Here is a 22,400-nt window from a genome sequence, read left to right on the forward strand (position 1 = left end):
ATCAGCGTCTTAAAGTCACATTGGCGGTGTTTTGCCGAAATGTTTCAGGCATGTTTCAGACCGTTACAAAGATTGAATTGAGCTATAGCGGTGAAACGACTACCTCAATGATGCGGCGCTATGGGGTGCGCCACGTTGATAGGGGACAGTTGTGCAAGTCACGCTCAAATCATCCGTACGTTTTTCCGGCAAGGGCCTTCATTCGGGCGCTGCTGTGAACCTTGTTGTGCATCCGGCATCCGCCGATTACGGCATCTGGTTCCGGCGCGGTGATATCCTGATTGGGGATGCGATGGTTCCGGCGCGTTGGGATGCGGTGAAACAGGCGACATTGTGCACCCAGATTTCCAATGACGCAGGCGTGTCGGTTTCGACCGTTGAACACTTGATGGCGGCTTTGGCCGGATGTGGTGTGCACAATGCGTTGATCGAACTGGATGGCCCCGAAGTCCCGATCATGGATGGCAGCTCTGCCGGATTTGTCCGCGCGATCCTGAAAACCGGTCTGATCGAACAGGGTCGGTCGGTGCGTGCGATTGAAATCCTGAAGCCTGTGACCGTGACGCGCGGAGAAGCCGTGGCGCAATTGTCTCCGGCAACTGAATTGCGGATCGATTTTGACATTGATTTTGTGGATGCCGCGATTGGCAAGCAATCTAAGACCCTGAACATGGCCAATGGCAGTTTTGTGCGCGAATTGTGCGACAGCCGGACCTTTTGCCGTAAGGCAGATGTTGACGCGATGCGCGCCAATGGGCTGGTGCAGGGCGGCGATCCTGCCAAAAACGGCGTTGTCTTTGACGGTGACAAGGTGCTGAGCCCGGGTGGTTTGCGCCATGCGGACGAACCTGTACGCCACAAAATGCTGGACGCTTTGGGCGATCTGGCGCTGGCGGGTGCTCCTATCCTTGGACATTACCACGGTATCCGTGCGGGCCATGCGCTGACCAATGACTTGCTGCGCGCCCTTTTTGCTGATCCAACTGCCTGGCGGTTTGTGGAATGCACCCCCCGGATGGCCGCGCGTCTGCCTGGCGCGGGCGTGCATATGGCAGAATTTCCCGCCGTCGCCTAACACATGTCTGACAAAACGTGCCAAAGGCGTTTTGCCCCGGAATTTTATGTGTTAACAGCGTGTCAAAGGGTGGGGTTTGCCCACCAGCGAGCAAGAGGTTGCGCAGCATGACAGGCTTTGGGGTGCGAGTCCGGTTTGTGGGGTCAGTTCTGGCGATTGTCGCGCTGACGGCCTGCAACAACTCGACTGCGGACAAAGTACGTCGCGGATCGATCCCGATGGAAACCTTCTCGGCTGAGCAGATTTATGAGCGCGCCGAATATGAGCTGAGTCGGAACAAGGGCGCGGATGCGGCGTTTTTCTTTTCCGAGATCGAGCGGCTTTACCCATATGCGGAACTGGCCAAGCGGTCTGTGATCATGCAGGCATTTTCTTACCATCAGGCCAAGATGTACCCGGAAAGCCGGGCTGCGGCGCAGCGGTTTATCGACTTTTATCCGGCGGATGATGATGCCGCATATGCGCAATATTTGCTGGCGCTCAGCTATTATGACCAGATTGACGAAGTTGGGCGCGATCAAGGCCTGACGTTCCAGGCGTTGCAAGAGCTGCGCAAGGTCATCGAGATTTATCCCGACAGCGAATACGCGCGTTCGGCGATGTTGAAATTCGATCTTGCCTTTGATCACCTTGCCAGCAAAGAAATGGAGATCGGTCGCTATTACCTGCGCCGCGACCATTACGCTGCCGCGATCAAACGGTTCCGTGTCGTGGTCGAGGATTTCCAGACAACCACACACACGCCCGAGGCGTTGCATCGTCTTGTCGAAGGCTATCTGTCTCTGGGTCTGACCAATGAGGCACAGACTGCAGGGGCGATCCTTGGGCACAACTTCCAGTCTACGGAATGGTATCAGGACAGCTACAAGCTGTTGACGGCGGCTGGCCTGAAACTGAAGGTGACCGGCGACAACTGGTTGTCGGATGTCTATCGTCAGACCGTCAAAGGCGATTGGCTGTAGACCGTGCTGGGCCGGGGGTGAGCGCGCATGCTGCGCACGCTTGAAATCAGAGACATGCTGATCATTGACCGGTTGGAACTTGGGTTTCAACCGGGTCTGAATGTACTGACCGGGGAAACTGGTGCGGGAAAATCGATCCTGCTGGACAGCCTTGGGTTTGTTCTGGGGTGGCGTGGACGCGCCGAACTGGTGCGCGCTGGGGCAGAGCAAGGCGAAGTCATGGCCGAGTTTGATCTGCCTGAAGGTCATCCGGCACATGCCATTCTGCACGAGGCGGGGTTGCCCGGCGGGGACGAGCTTATCCTGCGGCGCGTCAATCGCAGTGACGGGCGCAAGACGGCGTGGGTCAATGATCGGCGCTGTTCAGGCGAGGTCTTACGGCAATTGTCCGAAACTCTGCTGGAATTGCACGGACAACATGATGATCGTGGCTTGTTGAACCCGCGCGGGCACCGGGCTTTGCTGGACAGTTTTGCCGATACCGGCGCTGCGCGCATCAAGACACGCAAGGCGTGGGGCGCGATGGCATCGGCGCGCGGGGCGTTGGCCGACGCCGAGAAAGCGCTCGAAGCTGCCAAGGCTGAAGAGGAATTCCTGCGCCACGCGGTTGCCGAACTGGACACGCTGGACCCGCAACCCGGCGAAGACGCCGAGCTGGACGCACGCCGCCGCATGATGCAAGGGGCTGAAAAGGTGCGTGAAAATGTCGGACGGGCGCAAACAGCGCTTGGCAATGACGGCGCCGAGGGCGCGATGGTCGACGCCATGCGCTGGCTCGAGGACGCGCTGGAAGGCACCGCCGGACATCTGGAAGGCCCGCTGGCCGCTTTGGGCCGGTCTATGGTTGAACTGGGCGAAGCGGTTGACGGCGTAGAACGGTGTCTTGAGGCGCTGGACTTTGATCCCCAAGAGCTGGAACAGGTCGAAGAGCGCCTGTTCGCAATGCGCGGACTGGCCCGCAAACACAATATCGTGGCAGATCAGCTGGATACATTTGCCGACGACTTGCGCGCCCGGTTGGTGGCATTAGATGCGGGTGAAGGCAACATCGCCGATCTGCGCGCCACGTTGGCCAAAGCCGAAGCATCTTATGAAACTGCCGCGTCGGATCTGAGTGCGCGTCGGGCCAAATCCGCAGGCGCGTTGGATCGCGCTGTTATGGCAGAGCTGGCCCCGCTCAAGATGGAGCGCGCGGTTTTCGAGACTCGTATTACCAAGGGCGAAGCAGGCCCGGACGGGCGCGATCTGGTGGAATTTGTGGTGGCGACAAATCCGGGGGCCCCGGCAGGGTCTCTGGCCAAAATCGCCTCGGGCGGCGAACTCAGCCGGTTTTTGCTGGCGCTCAAGGTCTGTCTGACGCCGGATGTTGGCGGCATGACCCTGATCTTTGACGAAATTGACCGGGGTGTGGGCGGTGCGACAGCGGCTGCCGTGGGACGCCGTTTGGCAGCATTGGCGCAGCAGGGACAGGTTCTGGTGGTTACACATTCACCGCAGGTTGCCGCCCTTGGGGCGCATCATTGGCGGGTTGAGAAAAGCGTCACGCGGGGCCAGACTCTTAGCCGGGTTGTTCCTTTGTCGCCAGATGACCGTGTGGACGAGATTGCACGCATGTTGTCGGGTGACACCATCACACCAGAGGCCCGCGCAGCTGCGGGTGCGTTGTTAGACTAGACGCCTTCAATTCGCATCAAACACGCCGTTTCGCTGTGGTTAACACTTTGCCTTTCCAAGGCTTTCCTCTACATCTGAGTGAAACATCCAATTTTTCGGAGCGACATGGCAAAGTCGGTCGGATCCTTTCTGTCTGAAAGCGCGCGGTCGGCGGCGCAAACCTGCAAAGGCGGTTGGAAAGTGCTGGCCGACAGAGGGCCAAGCCAGTTTCAGTTCTGGATCATCGCGCTTTTGATCGGGATCGCCGCCGGGTTTGGCGCGCTTGGGTTTCGCAAAGCCATCAACTGGTTGCAGGCAACACTTTACGGTGCCGAAGACCTGACCCAATTGCACAGCTTTGCCGGAACTTTGCCCTGGTATCTGTTGCTGATCATTCCCACCATAGGCGGCTTGCTTGTCGGATTGATCCTGCACCATTTTACACCGGATGGCCGCGTGCGGTCGGTGGCAGACGTGATCGAAGGCGCTGCCCTGCATGAGGGGCGCGTCGAACGTCGCGCAGGGCTGGCCTCGGCTCTGGCCTCACTGATCACCCTCAGCTCTGGCGGGTCAACCGGGCGCGAGGGGCCGGTCGTGCATATGGCCGGAGTCATCTCAACCTGGGTCAGCACGTGGATCAGAGCCGACGGTATTACCGGGCGCGATCTGCTGGGCTGTGCGGTTGCGGCGGCGGTGTCGGCCTCGTTTAATGCACCAATTGCGGGCGCGTTGTTCGCGCTTGAGGTGGTGTTGCGTCATTTCGCGGTACACGCCTTTGCCCCGATTGTGATTGCCAGCGTCGCCGGAACCGTGATCAACCGGTTGGAATTTGGCGACGTGACAGAGTTTCACGTGCCCAACGCATCCGCGCTTGCATTTTATCAGGAATTGCCCGCCTTTTTGTTGCTGGGCGGGATATGCGGCCTTGTTGCCGTGGCGCTGATGTGGACGATTTTCTGGGCCGAGGATATGGCCAATCACGTTCAGGCCGAATTGCGTATGCCGCGCTGGCTGCGCCCTGCGGTATCCGGCGCGCTGCTTGGCCTGCTGGCGATCTGGTTTCCCCACATCATCGGCGTAGGCTATGAAACCACCTCTGCCGCGCTGACCGGGCAACTGGTGCTGCACGAAGCGGTGGTGTTTGCGGTGCTCAAGGTGGTGGCCGTGTCGATCACCATGGCCGGACGTATGGGGGGCGGGGTGTTTTCACCGTCTCTGATGTTGGGCGCGTTGACCGGGCTGGCCTTTGGCATGATCGCCACGGCTGTATTCCCCGAGGTGTCCGGCACAACAACACTTTATGCCCTGGCAGGCACTGGCGCAGTTGCTGCTGCTGTGCTGGGCGCGCCGATCTCGACAACGCTGATCGTTTTCGAACTGACCGGCGACTGGCAAACCGGGCTGGCCGTGATGGTCAGCGTTTCGATTTCAACCGCTTTGGGGTCCCGGCTTGTAGACCGGTCATTTTTTCTATCTCAGCTTGAGCGGCGCAATGTGCATGTGGCGGCGGGGCCGCAGGCCTATTTGCTGTGCATGTTCCGTGTCACCACGGTAATGCGCGACACAGAAGACGCGCGCGCCGCGCCCGAAGACCGGTGTTGGGACATGATTTCCGAAGGCACCTATGTCGATGGCAATGCCACCTTAGAAAGCGCAATGCCGCTATTTGAAACCACCGGGGCAACCTTTATTCCTGTGGTGACGCTGGGCGGCGCAGATGAACCGCCCGAACTGTTGGGCGCTTTGTTCCACGTCGACGCGCTGCGCGCCTTTAACCGTGCTCTGGCCGCCACGGCCGCCGAAGAGCACAGCTAAGCCAAGCGGCTTCAGATGCGTTCAACCGCGACAAGCTCACTTGTCGCAAAAGCGATGTAGCCTTTGATACGAGCTGCATCTTCCGACGGTGCCTCATAGCTCCAGCCCGCATTTGGGATGGTCCGGCTTTTGGTCACGATCGTGAAATAGGCCGCCGCACCTTTGTTTGCGCAAACTGTGCTGTGGTCGGTCTGGTCCAGAAACGCCATGGCGATGTCTTCGCGTGGAAAATAGATGACCGGGTCATGTTGCCCTTCGCTCAGCTCCAACGCATTGGCGCTTTCTCCCAGAACCGCTCCGCCTGCGCGCACAGTCCAGTTGCCATTGGCTTTACGAATGGTGATCAGCTTGGTCATCAGGGTTTTCCTCCGTTCGCGGCGTCCTGTGTCCTGCCGCATGAGACAGGGGCATGTCATACTGGCGCGTCGGAGTCAAAGCGGCGCGGTGGCACGCTCCAGCCAGATGCGGGTCTGATCATCCAGCCGTGCGCTCAACCGTGCGCGACACTCTGCGTGATATGCATCGATCCAGTCGCGTTCCTGCGGGCTGAGCAGGTCGTGCATGATCAACCGACGGTCAATCGGCGCATAGGTCAGAGTGGTAAACTGCAGCATCTCGCGGTGATCATCCCCGCCGGGGAGGGCAGGGGCGTTTTCCACCACAATCAGGTTCTCAATGCGAATGCCAAAAGCGCCGGGGCGGTAATAGCCCGGCTCATTGGACAGGATCATACCCGGCTCTAACGGAACATCGCTGACCCGGCTCAACCGCTGTGGGCCTTCGTGCACACACAGATAAGCGCCGACGCCGTGCCCAAGCCCATGGTCGAAATCCTGCCCCGCCATCCACAGGGGCAACCGCCCGATGGCTTCGATATGGCTGCCTGCCAACCCTTTGGGCCAACGCAGACGTGACACGGCGATCATGCCCTGCAACACACGGGTAAAGGCGGTGCGTTCTTCCGTGCCCATATCTCCTACCGGCAAGGTGCGGGTGATGTCGGTGGTGCCATCCTGATACTGTCCGCCACTGTCCAACACCAAAAGATCGCCCCGCGCCAGCGTGCGGTTTGACTCTTCGGTGACCCGGTAATGCATGATGGCACCATGCGGGCCGGTGCCCGATATCGTGTCAAAACTGATGTCCAAAAGTGCATTGCTCGCGCGCCGACAGTCTTCAAGTGTGGTGACGGCGTCAATCTCGGTGATGCCGCTGGTGGCATTATCGTCAAACCACGCCAGAAACTGGCTCACTGCAGCCCCGTCACGCAAATGCGCTTCGACCATGCCCGCAACTTCGGCGGCATTCTTGCGCGCCTTGGGCAGTGCACAGGGCTCAGGCCCCCAGTGGATCGCGATGCCTGCATCATCCAGCGTTTGGCGCACAGCAACCGGCACGCTGCCTTTGTCCAACTGTACAGGCGCATCCACTGTTGCCAGATAAGGCAGAAAATCCTGCGGATCGTGCTGCTGAACGTCTGGCCCCAAATGACCGCGCACGGCCTCAAGCTTGGCATCTGCCATAAACAACGCAACACTTGCGTCTGCGTGCAATACGGCAAACCCATGCGCCAACGGATTGCGCGGAATGTCCGCACCGCGGATGTTCAGCAACCAGGCAATGCTGTCCGGCAACGTCAAAACCGCCGCGCTGTGCCCGGCTTTGCTCAGCTCCGCCGCCAGCCGGGCACGTTTGTCGCCGTGAGGCTCGCCCGCAAATTCAATCGGATGCGCGCGCACCGGTGCCATTGGGGGGGCTGGCTGGTCGGGCCAGATCCGGTCAATCAGGTTGTCACCGGGCACCAATGTCACGCCACTGCCGTCCAGCGCCTTTTGCAGCTCTTCAATCTGTCCAACCGTGTAAAGCCACGGATCAAAACCAATCCGCCCGCTGTTCAGATGATCCCTGATCCATGCGCCGGGTTTCACTTCGGGCCAATCCACAGGCGTGAAACATGTCGCCACCTGTTCCACCACCTGAACGCGATAGCGCCCATCAACAAACACACCCGCAATGTCTTCCAGAACCACACAAAATCCCGCCGATCCGGTGAAGCCGGTCAACCACGCCAACCGGTCATCGCGCGGCGCAACATATTCGCCCTGATGCGCATCGGCGCGTGGCACCAGATAGCCCTGCAATCCCGCGCGCGCCAGTTCAGCGCGCAAATCCGCCAGCCGTCCCGGCCCCTGATCCGGGCGTGCCAAAACCTCAAAACTCTGAAACATCACATCCCTCCTGAACCGCTGACCTCACGCTATCGCCACCGCCCGTAAAGACAAGCGCCCATACCTTCAATTTGCCAAAAATACTTGGGGTGACTTGGCCAAAGGCCAAGAGGGGCAACGCCCCTCATGCCCGTCTATCCAGCGCGACGCAGACCCATGACACGGGCACGTGCGCGCGGGTCGGTATCAAACAACGCGGCCAGCTGTTCTGTCATCGCACCTGCCAGCTGTTCCACATCTGTGATCGTAACCGCGCGATCATAATACCGCGTCACATCATGGCCGATCCCAATCGCCAGCAACTCCACCTGACGGCGCTTTTCCACCATCGCGATCACGTCACGCAGGTGTTTTTCCAGATAATTGGCCGGGTTCACCGACAGGGTGCTGTCATCTACAGGCGCGCCATCTGAAATTACCATCAGGATTTTGCGCGCCTCATTGCGCGCCAGCATACGCCGATGCGCCCATTCCAGCGCCTCGCCGTCAATGTTTTCCTTCAGCAAGCCCTCTTTCATCATCAATCCAAGGTTCTGGCGCGACCGTCGCATCGGCGCATCGGCCTTTTTGTAGATGATGTGGCGCAGATCGTTCAGGCGTCCGGGCTGTTGCGGGCGCCCGTCATTCAGCCACTTTTCGCGGCTCAGTCCACCTTTCCACGCGCGCGTGGTAAAGCCCAGAATTTCCACCTTCACGTTGCACCGTTCCAGCGTACGCGCCAGAACATCAGCGCAAATCGCGGCAATCGAGATTGGCCGCCCGCGCATCGAGCCGGAATTGTCCAGCAGTAGCGTCACAACGGTATCGCGGAATTCGGTGTCTTTTTCGACCTTGAAACTCAGCGGGGTGGTTGGGTTTGCCACCACACGCGCCAGCCGTCCGGCGTCCAGAATGCCTTCTTCAAGGTCAAATTCCCAGGACCGGTTTTGTTGCGCCTGCAAGCGGCGCTGCAGTTTGTTGGCCAACCGGCTCACGGCGCCCTTCAATGGCTCCAGCTGTTGATCCAGATAGGCGCGCAACCGTTCCAGTTCGACCGGTTCCGCCAGATCTTCTGCGGCAATCTCTTCGTCATTGCGCGGATCAAAAACGTTATAATCCGGGTCCGCTTCGGAAAACGGTGGGGGAGGGGGCGGGTCCAGCGGCGCTTCGCCCTCTGGCATCTCGGCCTCTTCGCCCATTTCATCCTCGGCCATGTCATCCATTGTGACCTGAGCTTCGGACATGTCCTGTTGGTCTTCCTGAGACTGCTCGGGATTGGCTTCGCTTTCTTCTTGGCTATCGTCCTGACCAGAGCTGTCCGGATCGTCGGTATCGTCCGAATTGTCTTCGGCCTCATTCTCTTGATCATCGTCCATTTCATCAGGATCTTCGCCGAGCTGGTCGCCATAGCCCAGATCTTCGATGATCTGGCGGGCAAATTTGGCAAAACCTTTCTGGTCGGACAGCATGTCCTGCAAATCGTCCAGATGATCGCCTGCGCTTTGTTCGATGAACCCGCGCCACAGCTGCATGACATTTGCCGCCCCGGTTGGCAGATCACGCCCGGTGGCCAGATGCCGGATCAGATATCCTGCCGCGACGGGCAGGGGGGCTTCTTGCGTTGACGTCAGATCGCCATAGCCACGCCCGGTGGCCTCATGTGCGATTTTGACATCGATGTTGCTGGCTGTGCCGGGCATGTCGCGCGCGCCCATGGCCTCGCATCGGGCGGTTTCCATCGCTTCATAAAGCTCGCGCGCAATGCCCTGTTGGGGGGCATAGCGGGCGTGGGTGCCATCGTCGTGGTATTTGCGCTGCAACGCCAGCGCATCGGCAGTGCCGCGCGCCAACAGCACTTCGTCCCGGCTCATGCGGCGGCTGACCTGAGGCAGGCGCATTGAATCACCCGACACCCCTGCGGGGTCGACCGTGTAGGTAACGTTCAGCTCCGGGTCGTCAGCCATCACTTTTGTGGCTTCGGCCAGCGCCTTTTTGAACGGATCAGCGGGGTTGTCAGACTTGGTGCTCATACTTTGTGATAAATCACGGGTTGTGACCCTTGCGCAAGTCACGAATCCCACAGCAGCAGCGCGATTTGCGGCTCAGCTCAGCAATTGTGCACGGCAGCTTTCGACGTTGCGCAACGCCAGCGTGCGGGCATTGTCCGCGCGACGGTCCTGTGTTGCAAATGTCGCCTGTGTCAGCAAAGCCGCCTGCGCCATTTTCGCCTCTACACGCCAGTTCAAAACGGTGCGTCCCTGATCCGGCGGCATCATTGCATCTATGATGTCCAGCACGGCCAGTCGCTCTTGAGAAATTCGGTCTGCGGCTGCGCCATCAAACATCCACTGAAACTCCATTTCCGCAGACAAACGTCCGGCGCAGGTGGCAAAGAACTGCAGAGGATCAGACGTTATTAGGGATTGGGAGAGCGCGGCTGGTCCTATGGGCGCAACCGCCGCGCTCAACACCAAAGAACTCAGTATTGTCTTGATACTGCCCATCCTTTGATCTTTGAGCAGAATAATGTGCCGGGCAAGTGTGCATTGTGAGAAAACTGACCCAAAATCGCGCTGTCACGGGAACGTGAGCGCTGCCCTTACGTCAACTTTTTTGCATAAGCAGAAAGAAGACTCGTAAGGAAACCAATAAGTTGAGTGCGCGACCTTAGAGGCGGTCAGAGTGTGGTCAGGCCATCCTTGCCGCACGCCAGTCGTGCCAACACATCAACATGCACGTCCAGCGCATCAATCACCCGATAACCGGGGGCCTGGCCATCAAATGCCAGATTGAGATCCGTCCCGGCCAGAACAACCGCGTCTGCGCCCCGATCGCGCACCAACCGTGCGCCCGCGTCTAGAAACACCGCGCGCTGATCAGCGGCGCAAATGCCTGCAACGGCCATGTCCTGATAGGTTTGACCCAATGTGTCGATTTCCGGCTCCAGCGCCACAGCGCGGGTTTTGGTCAATTGGCCATACAACTTGGTGCGCATGACCACGCCAGTGCCCAGTAAGCCGACAGTTTGCAGATCCTGCGCTGCGAAATACGCATCCAGCGGCGTGACAGCCGAAATCAGCGGCAGCGGCGACAGTGCCACCGTTTCTTCGAAACAAAAATGGCCGCCCAAGGATGTAATCGCCGCGCAATCACATCCGGCGTTTTTCAGTTGATGCAAAAGCGTCGCATAGACCTGTGCCTGAGACGCCCGGTCATCGGCAAGGTTGTTGCGGATGAGTTCGTGCACATCGCCATGCACGATGGTCAATTGCAAACCGCCGCCCATGGTGTCCACGGCGGCGGTCAGTTTTTGATAATAAACGACGGTCGCGGCAACACCGATGCCGCCGATCAGACCGATATGTAACGGTTTGCCGATCAGCCCAGGCTGACGCTGGCCGCGCTTTCTGGCAGCTCTTCGTCAAAACAACGCTGATAGAACTCGGCCACGGTCTGGCGTTCCAGTTCGTCACATTTGTTCAGGAAACTCAGGCGGAACGCATAGCCGACATTGCGGAAAATCTCGGCGTTCAGGGCCCAGTTGATCACTGTCCGCGGTGACATCACAGTGGACAAATCGCCATTCATAAATGCCGTCCGGCTGAGCGAGGCCACGGTGACCATCTGGCTGACAATTTTGCGCCCTTCGGCGGTGTTGTAATGCGGCGCCTTGGACAGAACGATGGCGGTTTCCGCGTCGTGGCTCAGATAGTTGAGCGTGGCAACCAGCGACCAACGGTCCATCTGGGCCTGGTTGATCTGCTGTGTGCCGTGATAGAGGCCAGTTGTATCGCCCAGACCAACGGTGTTGGATGTGGCAAACAGACGGAAATAAGGGTTCGGCGTGATCACTTCGTTCTGATCCAGCAGGGTCAGCTTGCCGTCATGTTCCAGCACGCGCTGGATCACAAACATAACATCCGCGCGGCCCGCATCATATTCGTCAAAAACGATGGCTGTGTTGTTGCGCAGCGCCCAGGGCAGAATGCCTTCGTGGAATTCAGTAACCTGTTTGCCGTCGCGCAATTTGATCGCGTCTTTGCCGATCAGGTCGATCCGGCTGATGTGGCTGTCAAGGTTCACACGCACACAGGGCCAGTTCAGACGGGCGGCGACCTGTTCGATATGGGTCGACTTACCTGTGCCGTGATAGCCCTGGATCATAACGCGGCGGTTATGCGCAAAGCCCGCAAGGATCGCCAACGTCGTGTCGGGATCAAACTTGTAAGTCGGGTCGATTTCGGGAACGCGATCGCCGCGCTCTTCAAAGCCACGCACCTTCATGTCGGTGTCGATGCCAAACACGTCCCGAACCAGAATATCCTCGGTGGGTTTTGCGTTGGTATCTGTCATCTGAGTTATCCTTGTCACACCGGCCGAATTATGCTGCCCAAATTTCCTCGACCAAAATCATTGGCCCTGTTCATCGGCCTGTCGTGCACGAAATTGCAGCGGATCACAAGAGAAATGAGACCCAACACGCGGTGGCAAATTCAGGGCGGTGAATTGAAGGATTTGACGCTGGTCGAGGGGCAGATCAGCGCAACGCAAAATGGAATTAGCGGCGCAATTCACAATCGATTAATAGCGAGGATGCCCACTAAAAACGAAAAAAAATGACATACGCCCGAAAAAACGATAAAAAGCATCTGGGACAGGAGGGACGATATGAAACATGTAAAGAGACTTGGACTAGGTGGCGCTGTGATAGCGGGCCTGATGGCGGCGTCTGGTGCGGCGGTTGCGGCACCTTGCCTTGATGTTATTTTGACGGGTGTTCAGGGCGGGCCGCCGGTATTTCGGGGCCAGGCCGGAGCGGGCACATTGGTGCGCTATGGCAGCGAAGAAAACAATTGTTCGGACGTTATGCTGCAATTTGACACTGGCCGGGGCACCACGCAGCAACTTTCAAAACTGGGCGTGCCTGCCGGAAAAATTAACGCTGTATTCCTGACGCATGTCCATTCGGATCACTCCGAAGGGCTGGCGGATCTGATGCAGCTGCGGTGGCATTTCGGGTCTGCAGGACCCAAAGTGGACATGGTGTGCAGCGATGATGTGACCACGCCCAAAGGCTACACAATGAGCTGTCGTGCCTATGGTGAAAACATTGGTGCGGCGCTGATTGCGTCTGGCGAAATGGCACAGCGGTTGGCGGAAAACCCCAAACGTCTGCCCGGTGGACCGGCTGACCTCTTGAATATTATGACCTTTTCGCCAGGCGACGACCCCGGCACAGTTTGGGAAAAGGGCGATGTCAAAGTGTCGGCGATCAAGTCACGCCATGTTGCGGGACATGCGTCTTACCGCGTGGATACGCCCGCAGGCAGCGTGGTTATCGGTGGCGATGCCGGAAACGATACGCCCAAACCGCCACGTGACAGCTCTACCTCGGCTCAGGTTGAAAAGCTGGCACAGGGCGCAGATGTTGTTGTGCATTCCGTGATCCATCCGATCATGGGACCAGACGGTGTGTCAGGATTTCCACCTCCGATCTATTACCGTCAATCAACCGCCACGGATCTCGGAGCGTTGTCCAAGCGAGCCGGGGTCAAGCATCTGATGCTGACGCACCATATTCCACCGCTGGGCGCGCCAAGGCAGGGACCTTATCCCGTGTCCAAGACCGGCCTGACCGCCGATGACTATATTGGCGCGGTACGTGACAGCGGCTATGAAGGTGACGTTGTTGTTGGGCCGGACCTGACCAAACTGCGACTTGTCGCGGAATAAAAAACAGGCACGGCTGCGGAATGTGTCAATCTTCTCACGCAGCCGTGCACAGGCTTTTATTGCCGTTTCCTCAAAGGCAACACATGTTGATCTGATAGGAGGACACAACATGAATCGTCGCTATTTTCTTGCGAGCGTTGCCGCAGCAACCCTGACACCACAATTCGCCAGCGCCGCCGCGTTTGAAGTCACCCGCACAGATGCGGAATGGCGCGCCATGTTATCGTCTCTGGAATATAAGGTCATGCGTCAGGAAGGGACCGAGCGCGCGGGCACATCACCGCTGGACAAGGTCACCGCCAAAGGCAAATACCACTGCCGTGGATGTGATCTGCCGCTCTATTCGTCGCGTCACAAATACGACAGCGGCACCGGCTGGCCAAGTTTCTACAAAGCGCTGAACAAAGCTGTGGACACCAAGCCGGACCGGCGCTGGTTGTCTGTTCATACCGAGGTGCATTGCCGCCGTTGCGGTTCACATCTGGGGCATATCTTTGATGATGGGCCCAAACCAACTGGCAAACGCCACTGCATAAATGGTGTGTCGCTGGTGTTCAAAGCGGCTTAACAAAAGGTCTGTCGCAAAAGGCCCGGGCGGAATGCCCGGGCCTTATTGATTTTTGGCTGCGTGCCTTAGTGTTTTGCCTCGTTGGGCGTCATCACATACCGATATCCCAAGCCATACAGTGTTTCGATCGAGTCAAACGTCGGATCAACCTTGCGCAGTTTCAGACGGATGCGCTTGATCTGGCTGTCGATGCTGCGGTCAGTGACATAGATGTCGTCACCATATGCAATATCCAGCACTTTGGACCGGCTGAACACGACGTTCGGACGTTGCGCGATGATCCACAGCACATTGAATTCAGTGACCGTCAATTGCACGGGATGATCGTTCCACGTCACCAGATGACAGTCGCGATCCATGTGCAACGCACCGCGGGTTAGCGCAGCACCTTCGCCAGTGGGCACAGACACGGCCTCGGGTTTGCGGCGCAAACAGGCGCGGACCCGTTCCACCAAAACGCGTGGCGAATAGGGTTTCTGCATGTAATCATCCGCACCCAGGCGCAACCCCATGGCTTCGTCTACATCCGAGCTCTCGCCGCTCAGGAACATGACCGGCAGGTTGGATGTTTCACGAATGCGGCGCAGCACTTCGAACCCGTCGATGTCCGGCATTTGAACGTCCAGAACCGCAAGGTCGGGCTTGGATCTGTTGATGGTCTGCAGCGCCCGTTTCGGGTCAGTAAAGCTGCGTACGGTGTGTCCTTCGTTTTCCAGCAGCGCCGAAACAGAAGTCAGGACGGAACGGTCGTCATCGACCAGAACGAGTTGAGCCATGGTGGTGCTCCTTTCAATAAAAGTTGGACGCCTTGCCGGCGTGGACCAGATAGAACAAGTTGTGATTTGTCCGCTCAAGACGAGCTTCGCGGTGATTTTCAGCGGTAATCGCGACCGGTTCAGGCAGGTTTGCTGCGAACATCGGTTTGATCATGGCGTCAAAAAAGGCTGTTGTATAAGAGGCTGGTGGTTGCGGTCGACACAAGCCCATCGGTTGAATAGTCATTTGGTTTCCCCCAAGTGTTCAAGGCCTTACGGCCCATTGCGCCCGGTGGGGGGTGCGATTTGTCTTTGCGTTCCCTCCGGTTCATTAGACATATGGGGTGGTTTCTGCCTTAATGATTTGGGGAAGCTGCCAGAAATTTGGGAATTCTCGCCAATATAGCGGAATTCAGGCAAGGCTGTGGCGGATTTCGCCCGGCGACCGACCTGTCCAGCGCTTGAAAGCGGTCGCAAAACTGCTGACATCTGAATAACCCAACAGATAGGCGATTTCGCTTTGCGACATCTGGGCGCTGCGCAAATACCGTTCCGCCAGTGCCTGCCGCAGGTTGGCCAGCACTTTTTGATAACTGACCCCGGTCTGATCAAGACGCCGCGCCAATGTGCGGGCGCTCATACCCAGATCACGCGCAATAATGTCCTGAGACAGATCGCCCGAAGACAACCGGTCGGCAATTGCACGCTCGACAATCACGCGGATGTCCGAGCTGTCAGGCGGGGTTTGTGCCAACACCATTTCGCAATGCTGTACGAGGATTTTGTTCAACCCTTCGTCCGAGGTCACAATCGGCAATGCAAGGTCCGCCAGATCAAACGTGATCTGGTTGCGGGGCGCGTGAAACTGAACAGGGCACCCGAAAAAGCGCCTGAACGTATCCTGGTGGTCGTCACGTTGATGTTCAAAGGCAAGCGCAGTGGGGCGGATCTGTTTCTGAACCGCGCGTGTAAATCCGACCAACATATATGCGGCCTGGGATTCAACAAACTGCGTGCAATCCACATGCGCAGGAACCTTGTAGGTCCATGAATAAACGCCGTCCTGGGCAAGTCGCGCGACATCAATCTCCATTGGCTCGCTGAACACACGTCGAAACCGGGCAAGATTGGCAAGCAATTGCCCCAATGTCGGCGAGGTGCGTCCCATGTAGCCGATCAACCCAAGCCGGTTGGCGCTGCGCTGTTTCCCCCAGTCCAATCCGATAAGATCATTCCCGGTCAGCGCCACACCTCGGTTGAACAAGGCCACAATGGCAGGCAAAGGCGCCTGCGCGCCGTCTTCTTCAATTTCAGACAGGACAAGCCCGGTGCCTTTGAGAATATCGCGTTCATCAAACCCCAGACTGACCAAATAGGCTGCAAAGTCCCGGGCAACGGCGGCGATATGGCTGGCTTGGTGTCTCGACATGCCTCAACATCTTACGCGGATCGTGCTCTGGCAAGTGTCTGAAATCAAAAATATGGTTTTCAGTTGCTCGTTACTTTGATACCAAGGTACCTCAAATTGGAGAATCGCATGAAACACATCGAAAGGGTTCAAACCGGGCTGCGGCTGGAAAAACGCATGCTCAAGGTGCTCAAAGCGCTGGCAGAACAACTTGATATGTCTACAGCTGAATTGCTGGAGGGGATTGTCCTGCATGCATTTGACGGTAAAACGCCGTTTTCGGATCGGACACTGGCCAAGATCGCAAAGCTAAAAGACGTCTATGAGCTGGATCTGACGTCACAGGATTCACATAGCTTACAAGAAAACCATGAGGGACAGACATGACTTATCTGACAATGCTGCAAAAGCTGGATGATGGCACGCTGGACCCACAAGACTTTAGCCACCGGGCGCATGTTGCTGTGGCGTGGGAGGCATTAGAACAGGGCGAATTCTTTACTGCGTCCGCCCGATTTGTCGCCGGATTGCGCCGATTGGTCGAGGCGGCCGGGGTTCCGGAAAAATTCCATGCCACCATCACTCATGCCTTTATGAGCGTTATTGCTGAACGTCGGCACGCCAACCCAACCCCGGATGCGGCAACATTTCTGGATCAGAATCCCGATTTACTGAATGGCACGTTCCTGACGTCGCGCTTTTCACCTGAAACACTGGCGTCCCCACTGGCGCGAACTGTGCCGCTGATGCCGGACTTGATTGGCGCGCCGATGCGTCAATCCGAAGAGGCTTGACGCCCGGCCAATGCCGCATCAACGGCGGCCGAAATCTCGCGTTTAGTGCGCTCGTCCATACCGTGCAGATCAACAACCAGCCGTTCGCTATCTTCGCGGGTGCGGCTTTTGGGTTGGTCAGGGGCAGGGCGCAGCACCTTATACGGTGTGATTTCGCGCGAAATACCTTTGACATGGCGCGGCTCTAACGGCTCGGCGTCGATCAGGTCGCGCACGTGGGCATATGTTTCATAGCTCATCACGATGCCGCCCGGCTCGGCAATGCTTTCAAGCCGTGCCGCCAGATTGGCTTCGGCGCCGATAATAGTGTAATCCATCCGGGAGTCAGAGCCGAAATTGCCGACGTTGCAATACCCTGTATTGATGCCCATCCGCGCCCGGAATGGGTGTTCCACTCCATCGGAGCGCCAAACATCTTCCAGCTCATCCAGCCGCTTTTGCATGTCCAGCGCCATACGCACACAGGCGCGCGCATCTTCAGCCGGACCGTGGGTCGATGGGTCTCCGAAAAACGCAACAATCGCATCACCGATGAATTTATCAATTGTGGCGCCGTGATCCTTGGCAATCAGGCTCATCTCACTGAAATACTTGTTCAGCAGCGACGTGAGTTCTTCGGGTTGCATACGTTCGGTTGTGGCGGTGAAATCTTTGATATCCGAAAAGAACACGGTCAGCTTTTTGCGTTCGGTTGAAATCGCCACGTCGCGTTCCCCGGCAAAGATCGATTTGTAGACTTGCGGTTCAAGATATTTCGAGATTTTGGCGGACACATCAGCCAAAAACGTATTGTTGGCGGTCAATTCATCATTGGCGGTGCGGAATTTTTCGGCCAATCGCAATTGGTGGATCGCAAACAGGAAACCCATCGTGCCAGCAACAGCAAGATAGGCGAGCAGGAACTTGAAAGAAAACAGGTTCAAAGCGATGGGTTGACGCACATGCACAATCTGCAATCCGCGCACATCCCCGATTTGCCAATCGCGTTTCGGGCTGTTGACATGGCTATTGTGACAATCAACACAGGTCTGCGCCATACGCACGGGGGTGGCCAGAAACATCTGATGGTCAAAAATGTTGCCAATTTCGTCTATCAGCATGTCTCGGGTGTCTGTTTCGTCGCGAAAGATCTTAAGCGCGTCAGTTTCAAACGCGGTCAGCTCATAATCTTCGCGGTTTGAAAACGGATGATCAGATACAAATCGATAGGCCAGACCACGATTCTGTTCTGAAATTGCTTCGCCCAGCTCAATTGACAAAGTGGCCGGGATTGGAATGGCACCGTCGACAGTGCGATAATCGTGCAGGGCCACGGTTTCATCGTCCGATCCCAGAACACGGGCAACAACATTCGCTGAATAATAGGACCGCACGCTGTTCAACAGCCCGTTCACACCGGTTGCCTGACGATGCAAATTGTTGTGCGACATGCTGTTGAGATCAAGCCAGACACACACCGGAAGCAATGCCACAGCCAGCGTCACAACCGCAAAAAGCAGGCGTGGCCGTTCTGTCATCAATGCGCTTAGCCATTTCATGTGTAGTCTCCGCCTGATCCGGTCAATCACAACCCTATCGACATACAGGTCAGGGGCCAAGCGAACGATTTATTTGAAGTTTCGGCTTTCCTTGATCTGATCCCAGGCCCAGACAACTTCTTGTAGCTGTTCTTCCTGGCTGCGGTCGCCGCCGTTCATATCCGGATGCAGAACCTTAATCAGTTTTTTGTAGGACTTGCGCACATCCGCTTTGGTCCAGTTGTCCTGCGCTTCCAGAATTTCAATCGCCCGGCGCTCTGTTGGTGGCAATCTGCGGGACCCGGCGCCGCCTTTGCCGGGGTTTTGCGTTGCGTTGTTGCCCAGTACCTGATGCGGGTCTTCGATCCCCAGCCGTGCCCAGGCGCGCGCTTCTGGATCGACAAAGGTCTTGGTTTCGCGTTCCCAGACCTTGTCCTTGGATTTCTGGGCATTCATTTCGGCTTCGGTCTTGCCGTCAAAGAAACTCCACTTAAGGTTATATTCGCGCACATGTTCCTTGCAGAACCATTTGAATTCATCAAGCACGTCCGGAGCGCGAGGGGCGCGGAACTGTCCGGCCTCTTCACAGCCCTCATGTTCGCATACCCGCGTCGACGTCTCCTGAGCCCCCGACATGCCCCGTCGTCCGCGGGGGTTCTTTTTCTTGGCTGATTTGATCGACATATCAAAACCAAAGGGATCAGACTTGGCCATGTTCTCACCTTTTCGACTCGGAGCAGAGAGTTTACCTTAAAGAGCGGCAGATTGAAGAGGCTGGAGGCAAAAATTCATGTCTAAGACACAGGAAATTTACGACCGGCTGAAAGTCGCCTTTGAACCGCACGATCTTGAGGTGGTTGATGACAGCGAAAGCCATCGCGGACATGGCGGATATCGCGAGGGTGGTGAAAGCCACTTTAATGTGCGCATCAGGGCCGGTGCGTTTGCAGGCATGACCCGTCTGGCCCGTCATCGCGCGGTGCATTCGGCGTTGGGCGCAGACCTTGTGGCCCGCATGCACGCACTGGCGCTGGACATCGACACCTAGGGCAGGGCTTACGTCTGCTTGACGTTCTTGGCGCGCGCCCGCAGGGCGATCGAAATATCACTGACCGTCGCGCCGATCTCTGGCTCTTCCTCGTCCTGCACTTCTTTTCGATCCGCATGTGTCAGGACCAAAGGCGCCGTCGCAGGTTTCTCGACATCCATGGCAGGGGGCACATCTGCTTCATCGTCAGCGGCAGCTACCTTGGTCGGCGCCTTGGGGGCAACAAAAACAGACGGCTCGGGCACGGTTTTTGGTTTGGCTTCACTGTCAGTTTCCTCAGACGCAGTCGTCGCATCCGCCTCGTCAGTGACAACCGGCGCTGCTGGCTCGGGCTTAACCTCGGCCACAACCACCTGAGGCCGCACGGGTCTTACGGGCTTCACCGGCTCAACGGGCGCAGGCAATTCCGCGACAACTGCAGGCGTGTCCAGCAAACGCGGCGCAAAGGCGCTGGCGTCATCCTTATGCGCACGTCGGAACACCATCACACTGCGAAACGTAGTTGTGCTTGACGTCAACCCACTGCGTTCTTCGCTGGGAAGCGTTTCTGTGCGCTGAAATTCCCACCCCTCGGCGGCCATGTCGTTCATCACGGTTTCCACCGCAAACGCAAACCGTCCCTCGGGGCCTTTGACCTTTTTGCCTTTGCGCCCTTTGGCCGGGGCGGGCACAACCTTGTATTCGTAACGCGTCATGATCAATCGTACCTGAAATATCACAATCAGCTATAACATTCGCCCCGGGCAGTGTCTTCCCGGAAATCCACGCGCCAACCCGCCCGAGGCCTGCGCGCCACAGCCCCGCCAAACCCACGGATCAAGCCCGCAGCCCCATAACCCGCCCCACACGCTCCGGGCGCGCCAAATCCTGATGCGCCGCATATAACGCACGCACATTGCGCAAAATATCCTCGGGCATCGCCGCCACCCGTGGCCCGCTTTGATCCACATGCAGCGCCACACCTTCGCCCGTCGCTGACACCCAGCCCTCCGGATGGATCAGCTCCTGATAAAAATGCACCGCCTTGTCGGTATGATCCAACAGATGAAAACTGACCGTGACCGCATCCCCCAGATGAATTTCACGCAGGTAACACACATGGAACTCTGCCGAAAACGTCGTGCACCCGCTGCGCACGCGATAGTCGGGACCAAAGCCCAATTGCTCCCAAACCTGATCCACACCCCGGTCAAACAACACATTGTAATACGCCATGTTCAGATGGCCGTTATAATCGATCCAGTCTGGCTCGACGGGCAGAGGGGTAGAGAGAAAGGGGGTGATGGTCATGGACGATCCTGTTGTGGGTCAGCGACGGCGCGATTGGATGGCACTAAGGCGTTTTTTTGTTTCCTCGACGAAATAAGATGCCTGTGTCTCTTCAAATACGTCCAGCGCCTGCTCTGCGTGGTCCTGCGCGCGGTCCAAAGCGTCCGCTTTTCCCGTTTTGTCAAAAAATGCAATCTCAACGCCGGCCAGATTATGCTGTGTCATGGCCCAGTCCAGCGGCACACGCTCCCGGAGCAACTCGCGGAGTGCGTATTGATAGGCGGTGGCAGCCTCCTCCAGTCGCGTTGTGCCAGTTTCGCGTTCCCCGAGAGTTAAGAGCGCAGTGCCCAGATTGTTCTGTGTCATGGCCCAGTCCAGCGGCACGCAGTCGCGGGTGTATTCCAACAAGGCATCGCGGTAAGCCTCGACAGCCTGCTCCAACCTGTCCGTCCCGGTTTCGCGTTTTCCGAGGGTCCAGAGCGCATTGCCCAGATTGTTCTGTGTCATGGCCCAGTCCAGCGGCGCACGCTCCCGGATCCGCTCGCGGAGCGCGTCGCGATAGGCGGTGACTGCCTCCTCCAGCCGCTGAGTGCCGGTTTCACGCTGCCCGAGGGTTTGCAGCGCAGCGCCTAGATTGTTCTGTGTCTTTGCCCAGTCCAGCGGTACGCGCTCTTGGGCCCGCTCGCGGAGCGCGTCACGATAGGCGGTGACAGCCTCTTGCAGCCGCTTTGTACCGGTGTCGCGTTCCCCGAGGGTTGCGAGCGCAATGCCCAGATCATTCAGCGCAGTCCCGCGTTGATCTTTGGTGTTTGCCGCCTTCTGTGTCTGCTGCGCCAGTCCAATCGCCACCTCTAGATCAAACCGCAACCCCTTGTCGCGCCCGCGTTCGTACCAGCCGCGCATGACATCGCGCAGGGCTTCAAACCCGCCGCTCTGAAGCGAGAGCTTCTTCAGTTCCAGCGCCACCGCCCGATCGACATTGCGCGTCAGCACCACCTGCCGCAATCCGGCCTCAACCAGCCGCAATTGCGCCGCTTGGGCCCGTTCCAGTTCGTCCCATAATGCTTCCTCAGCGGCGTCAACGTCACCGGCGTCGTTCAGCTTCTTTACTTGTGCCTCGACCAAGGTCGACGCGTCCGAAGCGCTCCCCGGCAACTGGTCCCGCATCTCTGCAGCCTGTTCCAGCGCGTGTTGCAAGCCTGATAGGGCGCTGTCGAAGTCTTCAGGGTTTCCTTCGTGATATCTTCTTGCGAGCGCTACTAGCAAGTTCTCTTGAGTGCCGATGGCGGCTTGCGTCTTTTCGGTAGCCTTGATGAGACGGTCCAAGCTAAGCGTGGTGTTTTGCTCGTCGACGTATTTGAGGCGTGAAAGCTCAATTTTTGGAATTGACAGAGCTTTGGAAAACCTACTGACCGTGTCGGGTCTGGGTCTACCATGTTTGCCAGTCTCAATCCTCGAAATATCTCCCTTTCGAGATTCTTGTCCAAAGACTATTTTTGCAAGCGCGGCTTGAGACAAGCCCAAAGCCTTACGGTGCGCTTTGACGAGCGCGCCGAATTCTTTGCCATAGGTTAAGTCTTGGTTCGACAATGTGAT

Annotated in this window: 23 protein-coding genes; 9 read left to right on the top strand and 14 right to left on the bottom strand. The window is 57.6% G+C overall.

The genetic code is table 11. The features are described from left to right. Positions 1-151: 151 nt before the first annotated feature. From lpxC to ABJI08_RS14620, 4 genes are all read left to right on the top strand, one after another. Positions 152-1,075 (top strand): UDP-3-O-acyl-N-acetylglucosamine deacetylase, encoded by a 924-nt coding sequence (gene lpxC, locus ABJI08_RS14605; RefSeq protein ID WP_348402575.1) that lies wholly within the window; start codon positions 152-154, stop codon positions 1,073-1,075. Positions 1,076-1,182: 107 nt separating this feature from the next. Continuing rightward, a complete protein-coding gene (locus tag ABJI08_RS14610) occupies positions 1,183-2,037 on the top strand; it encodes an outer membrane protein assembly factor BamD (RefSeq protein ID WP_348402767.1) in 855 nt (284 codons plus the stop codon). A gap of 27 nt (positions 2,038-2,064) precedes the next feature. Continuing rightward, on the top strand, positions 2,065-3,711 hold the full coding sequence (recN, locus tag ABJI08_RS14615; RefSeq protein ID WP_348402576.1) for a DNA repair protein RecN: 1,647 nt from the start codon (positions 2,065-2,067) through the stop codon (positions 3,709-3,711). 105 nt (positions 3,712-3,816) lie between these two features. After that, complete coding sequence (locus tag ABJI08_RS14620) at positions 3,817-5,505, top strand: chloride channel protein (RefSeq protein WP_348402577.1); 1,689 nt, start codon at positions 3,817-3,819, stop codon at positions 5,503-5,505. Positions 5,506-5,516: 11 nt separating this feature from the next. Here ABJI08_RS14620 and ABJI08_RS14625 read toward each other — a convergent pair whose 3' ends face one another. From ABJI08_RS14625 to cobS, 6 genes are all read right to left on the bottom strand, one after another. Continuing rightward, positions 5,517-5,861, bottom strand: coding sequence for a DUF427 domain-containing protein (locus ABJI08_RS14625; RefSeq protein WP_348402578.1), 345 nt, complete (start codon positions 5,859-5,861; stop codon positions 5,517-5,519). Positions 5,862-5,936: 75 nt separating this feature from the next. Then, entirely contained in the window at positions 5,937-7,733 is a 1,797-nt protein-coding gene (locus tag ABJI08_RS14630; protein WP_348402579.1) for an aminopeptidase P family protein, read from the bottom strand. 134 nt (positions 7,734-7,867) lie between these two features. Then, on the bottom strand, positions 7,868-9,742 hold the full coding sequence (gene cobT, locus ABJI08_RS14635) for a cobaltochelatase subunit CobT (protein ID WP_348402580.1): 1,875 nt from the start codon (positions 9,740-9,742) through the stop codon (positions 7,868-7,870). Between the two features lie 72 nt (positions 9,743-9,814). Continuing rightward, entirely contained in the window at positions 9,815-10,216 is a 402-nt protein-coding gene (locus ABJI08_RS14640) for a hypothetical protein (protein WP_348402581.1), read from the bottom strand. A gap of 173 nt (positions 10,217-10,389) precedes the next feature. Next, positions 10,390-11,091 (bottom strand): aspartate/glutamate racemase family protein, encoded by a 702-nt coding sequence (locus ABJI08_RS14645; protein ID WP_348402768.1) that lies wholly within the window; start codon positions 11,089-11,091, stop codon positions 10,390-10,392. Then, a complete protein-coding gene (gene cobS / locus ABJI08_RS14650; protein ID WP_348402582.1) occupies positions 11,091-12,065 on the bottom strand; it encodes a cobaltochelatase subunit CobS in 975 nt (324 codons plus the stop codon). The genes ABJI08_RS14645 and cobS overlap by 1 nt, the downstream gene beginning before the upstream one ends. 315 nt (positions 12,066-12,380) lie before the next feature. Between cobS and ABJI08_RS14655 the strand changes: the two genes are divergently transcribed. Together ABJI08_RS14655 and msrB are read left to right on the top strand one after the other, a co-directional pair. Continuing rightward, entirely contained in the window at positions 12,381-13,445 is a 1,065-nt protein-coding gene (locus tag ABJI08_RS14655) for an MBL fold metallo-hydrolase (protein WP_348402583.1), read from the top strand. Positions 13,446-13,554: 109 nt separating this feature from the next. Further along, positions 13,555-14,013 carry a peptide-methionine (R)-S-oxide reductase MsrB gene (gene msrB, locus ABJI08_RS14660; RefSeq protein ID WP_348402584.1) on the top strand — a complete coding sequence of 153 codons (459 nt, stop codon included), beginning with the start codon at positions 13,555-13,557 and terminating at the stop codon, positions 14,011-14,013. A 65-nt stretch (positions 14,014-14,078) separates the two neighbouring features. Here the strand turns inward: msrB and ABJI08_RS14665 are convergent, their stop codons facing one another. The 3 genes from ABJI08_RS14665 to ABJI08_RS14675 all read right to left on the bottom strand — a co-directional run bounded on the left by ABJI08_RS14665 (position 14,079) and on the right by ABJI08_RS14675 (position 16,197). Next, entirely contained in the window at positions 14,079-14,789 is a 711-nt protein-coding gene (locus tag ABJI08_RS14665) for a response regulator transcription factor (RefSeq protein WP_348402585.1), read from the bottom strand. 13 nt (positions 14,790-14,802) lie between these two features. After that, positions 14,803-15,015, bottom strand: a complete 213-nt coding sequence (locus ABJI08_RS14670) for a hypothetical protein (RefSeq protein WP_348402586.1) — start codon at positions 15,013-15,015, stop codon at positions 14,803-14,805. A 165-nt stretch (positions 15,016-15,180) separates the two neighbouring features. After that, complete coding sequence (locus tag ABJI08_RS14675) at positions 15,181-16,197, bottom strand: AraC family transcriptional regulator (RefSeq protein WP_348402587.1); 1,017 nt, start codon at positions 16,195-16,197, stop codon at positions 15,181-15,183. A 108-nt stretch (positions 16,198-16,305) separates the two neighbouring features. Between ABJI08_RS14675 and ABJI08_RS14680 the strand changes: the two genes are divergently transcribed. After that, on the top strand, positions 16,306-16,563 hold the full coding sequence (locus ABJI08_RS14680) for a hypothetical protein (protein ID WP_348402588.1): 258 nt from the start codon (positions 16,306-16,308) through the stop codon (positions 16,561-16,563). Beyond that, on the top strand, positions 16,560-16,970 hold the full coding sequence (locus tag ABJI08_RS14685; protein WP_348402589.1) for a hypothetical protein: 411 nt from the start codon (positions 16,560-16,562) through the stop codon (positions 16,968-16,970). The genes ABJI08_RS14680 and ABJI08_RS14685 overlap by 4 nt, the downstream gene beginning before the upstream one ends. Here ABJI08_RS14685 and ABJI08_RS14690 read toward each other — a convergent pair. After that, complete coding sequence (locus ABJI08_RS14690; RefSeq protein ID WP_348402590.1) at positions 16,952-18,508, bottom strand: adenylate/guanylate cyclase domain-containing protein; 1,557 nt, start codon at positions 18,506-18,508, stop codon at positions 16,952-16,954. The genes ABJI08_RS14685 and ABJI08_RS14690 overlap by 19 nt on opposite strands. A 69-nt stretch (positions 18,509-18,577) precedes the next feature. After that, positions 18,578-19,201 (bottom strand): DnaJ domain-containing protein, encoded by a 624-nt coding sequence (locus tag ABJI08_RS14695; protein WP_348402591.1) that lies wholly within the window; start codon positions 19,199-19,201, stop codon positions 18,578-18,580. Positions 19,202-19,277: 76 nt separating this feature from the next. Here ABJI08_RS14695 and ABJI08_RS14700 point away from each other — a divergent pair, with 76 nt between their 5' ends. Continuing rightward, positions 19,278-19,535, top strand: a complete 258-nt coding sequence (locus tag ABJI08_RS14700; protein ID WP_348402592.1) for a BolA family protein — start codon at positions 19,278-19,280, stop codon at positions 19,533-19,535. An 8-nt stretch (positions 19,536-19,543) separates the two neighbouring features. Here the strand turns inward: ABJI08_RS14700 and ABJI08_RS14705 are convergent, their stop codons facing one another. The 3 genes from ABJI08_RS14705 to ABJI08_RS14715 all read right to left on the bottom strand — a co-directional run bounded on the left by ABJI08_RS14705 (position 19,544) and on the right by ABJI08_RS14715 (position 22,130). Further along, positions 19,544-20,230 (bottom strand): DUF4177 domain-containing protein, encoded by a 687-nt coding sequence (locus tag ABJI08_RS14705; RefSeq protein ID WP_348402593.1) that lies wholly within the window; start codon positions 20,228-20,230, stop codon positions 19,544-19,546. 121 nt (positions 20,231-20,351) lie between these two features. Then, positions 20,352-20,825 carry a thioesterase family protein gene (locus tag ABJI08_RS14710; protein ID WP_348402594.1) on the bottom strand — a complete coding sequence of 158 codons (474 nt, stop codon included), beginning with the start codon at positions 20,823-20,825 and terminating at the stop codon, positions 20,352-20,354. Between the two features lie 18 nt (positions 20,826-20,843). Then, entirely contained in the window at positions 20,844-22,130 is a 1,287-nt protein-coding gene (locus ABJI08_RS14715; protein WP_348402595.1) for a tetratricopeptide repeat protein, read from the bottom strand. Positions 22,131-22,400 lie beyond the last annotated feature (270 nt).

Origin of the sequence: Shimia sp. (assembly GCF_039969785.1) — a bacterium.
Classification (GTDB): Bacteria; Pseudomonadota; Alphaproteobacteria; order Rhodobacterales; family Rhodobacteraceae; genus Shimia.

Excerpts from the sequence above, each read along its gene's own strand:
- ABJI08_RS14700 (WP_348402592.1), top strand. The coding sequence starts at position 19,278 with ATGTCTAAGACACAGGAAATTTACGACCGGCTGAAAGTCGCCTTTGAA.
- ABJI08_RS14640 (WP_348402581.1), bottom strand. The coding sequence starts at position 10,216 with ATGGGCAGTATCAAGACAATACTGAGTTCTTTGGTGTTGAGCGCGGCG.
- ABJI08_RS14610 (WP_348402767.1), top strand. The coding sequence starts at position 1,183 with ATGACAGGCTTTGGGGTGCGAGTCCGGTTTGTGGGGTCAGTTCTGGCG.
- ABJI08_RS14710 (WP_348402594.1), bottom strand. The coding sequence starts at position 20,825 with ATGACCATCACCCCCTTTCTCTCTACCCCTCTGCCCGTCGAGCCAGAC.
- ABJI08_RS14670 (WP_348402586.1), bottom strand. The coding sequence starts at position 15,015 with ATGACTATTCAACCGATGGGCTTGTGTCGACCGCAACCACCAGCCTCT.
- msrB (WP_348402584.1), top strand. The coding sequence starts at position 13,555 with ATGAATCGTCGCTATTTTCTTGCGAGCGTTGCCGCAGCAACCCTGACA.
- ABJI08_RS14705 (WP_348402593.1), bottom strand. The coding sequence starts at position 20,230 with ATGACGCGTTACGAATACAAGGTTGTGCCCGCCCCGGCCAAAGGGCGC.
- cobT (WP_348402580.1), bottom strand. The coding sequence starts at position 9,742 with ATGAGCACCAAGTCTGACAACCCCGCTGATCCGTTCAAAAAGGCGCTG.
- ABJI08_RS14690 (WP_348402590.1), bottom strand. The coding sequence starts at position 18,508 with ATGAAATGGCTAAGCGCATTGATGACAGAACGGCCACGCCTGCTTTTT.
- ABJI08_RS14685 (WP_348402589.1), top strand. The coding sequence starts at position 16,560 with ATGACTTATCTGACAATGCTGCAAAAGCTGGATGATGGCACGCTGGAC.
- ABJI08_RS14680 (WP_348402588.1), top strand. The coding sequence starts at position 16,306 with ATGAAACACATCGAAAGGGTTCAAACCGGGCTGCGGCTGGAAAAACGC.
- ABJI08_RS14675 (WP_348402587.1), bottom strand. The coding sequence starts at position 16,197 with ATGTCGAGACACCAAGCCAGCCATATCGCCGCCGTTGCCCGGGACTTT.
- ABJI08_RS14695 (WP_348402591.1), bottom strand. The coding sequence starts at position 19,201 with ATGGCCAAGTCTGATCCCTTTGGTTTTGATATGTCGATCAAATCAGCC.
- ABJI08_RS14625 (WP_348402578.1), bottom strand. The coding sequence starts at position 5,861 with ATGACCAAGCTGATCACCATTCGTAAAGCCAATGGCAACTGGACTGTG.
- ABJI08_RS14630 (WP_348402579.1), bottom strand. The coding sequence starts at position 7,733 with ATGTTTCAGAGTTTTGAGGTTTTGGCACGCCCGGATCAGGGGCCGGGA.
- cobS (WP_348402582.1), bottom strand. The coding sequence starts at position 12,065 with ATGACAGATACCAACGCAAAACCCACCGAGGATATTCTGGTTCGGGAC.
- ABJI08_RS14655 (WP_348402583.1), top strand. The coding sequence starts at position 12,381 with ATGAAACATGTAAAGAGACTTGGACTAGGTGGCGCTGTGATAGCGGGC.
- ABJI08_RS14620 (WP_348402577.1), top strand. The coding sequence starts at position 3,817 with ATGGCAAAGTCGGTCGGATCCTTTCTGTCTGAAAGCGCGCGGTCGGCG.
- recN (WP_348402576.1), top strand. The coding sequence starts at position 2,065 with ATGCTGCGCACGCTTGAAATCAGAGACATGCTGATCATTGACCGGTTG.
- ABJI08_RS14665 (WP_348402585.1), bottom strand. The coding sequence starts at position 14,789 with ATGGCTCAACTCGTTCTGGTCGATGACGACCGTTCCGTCCTGACTTCT.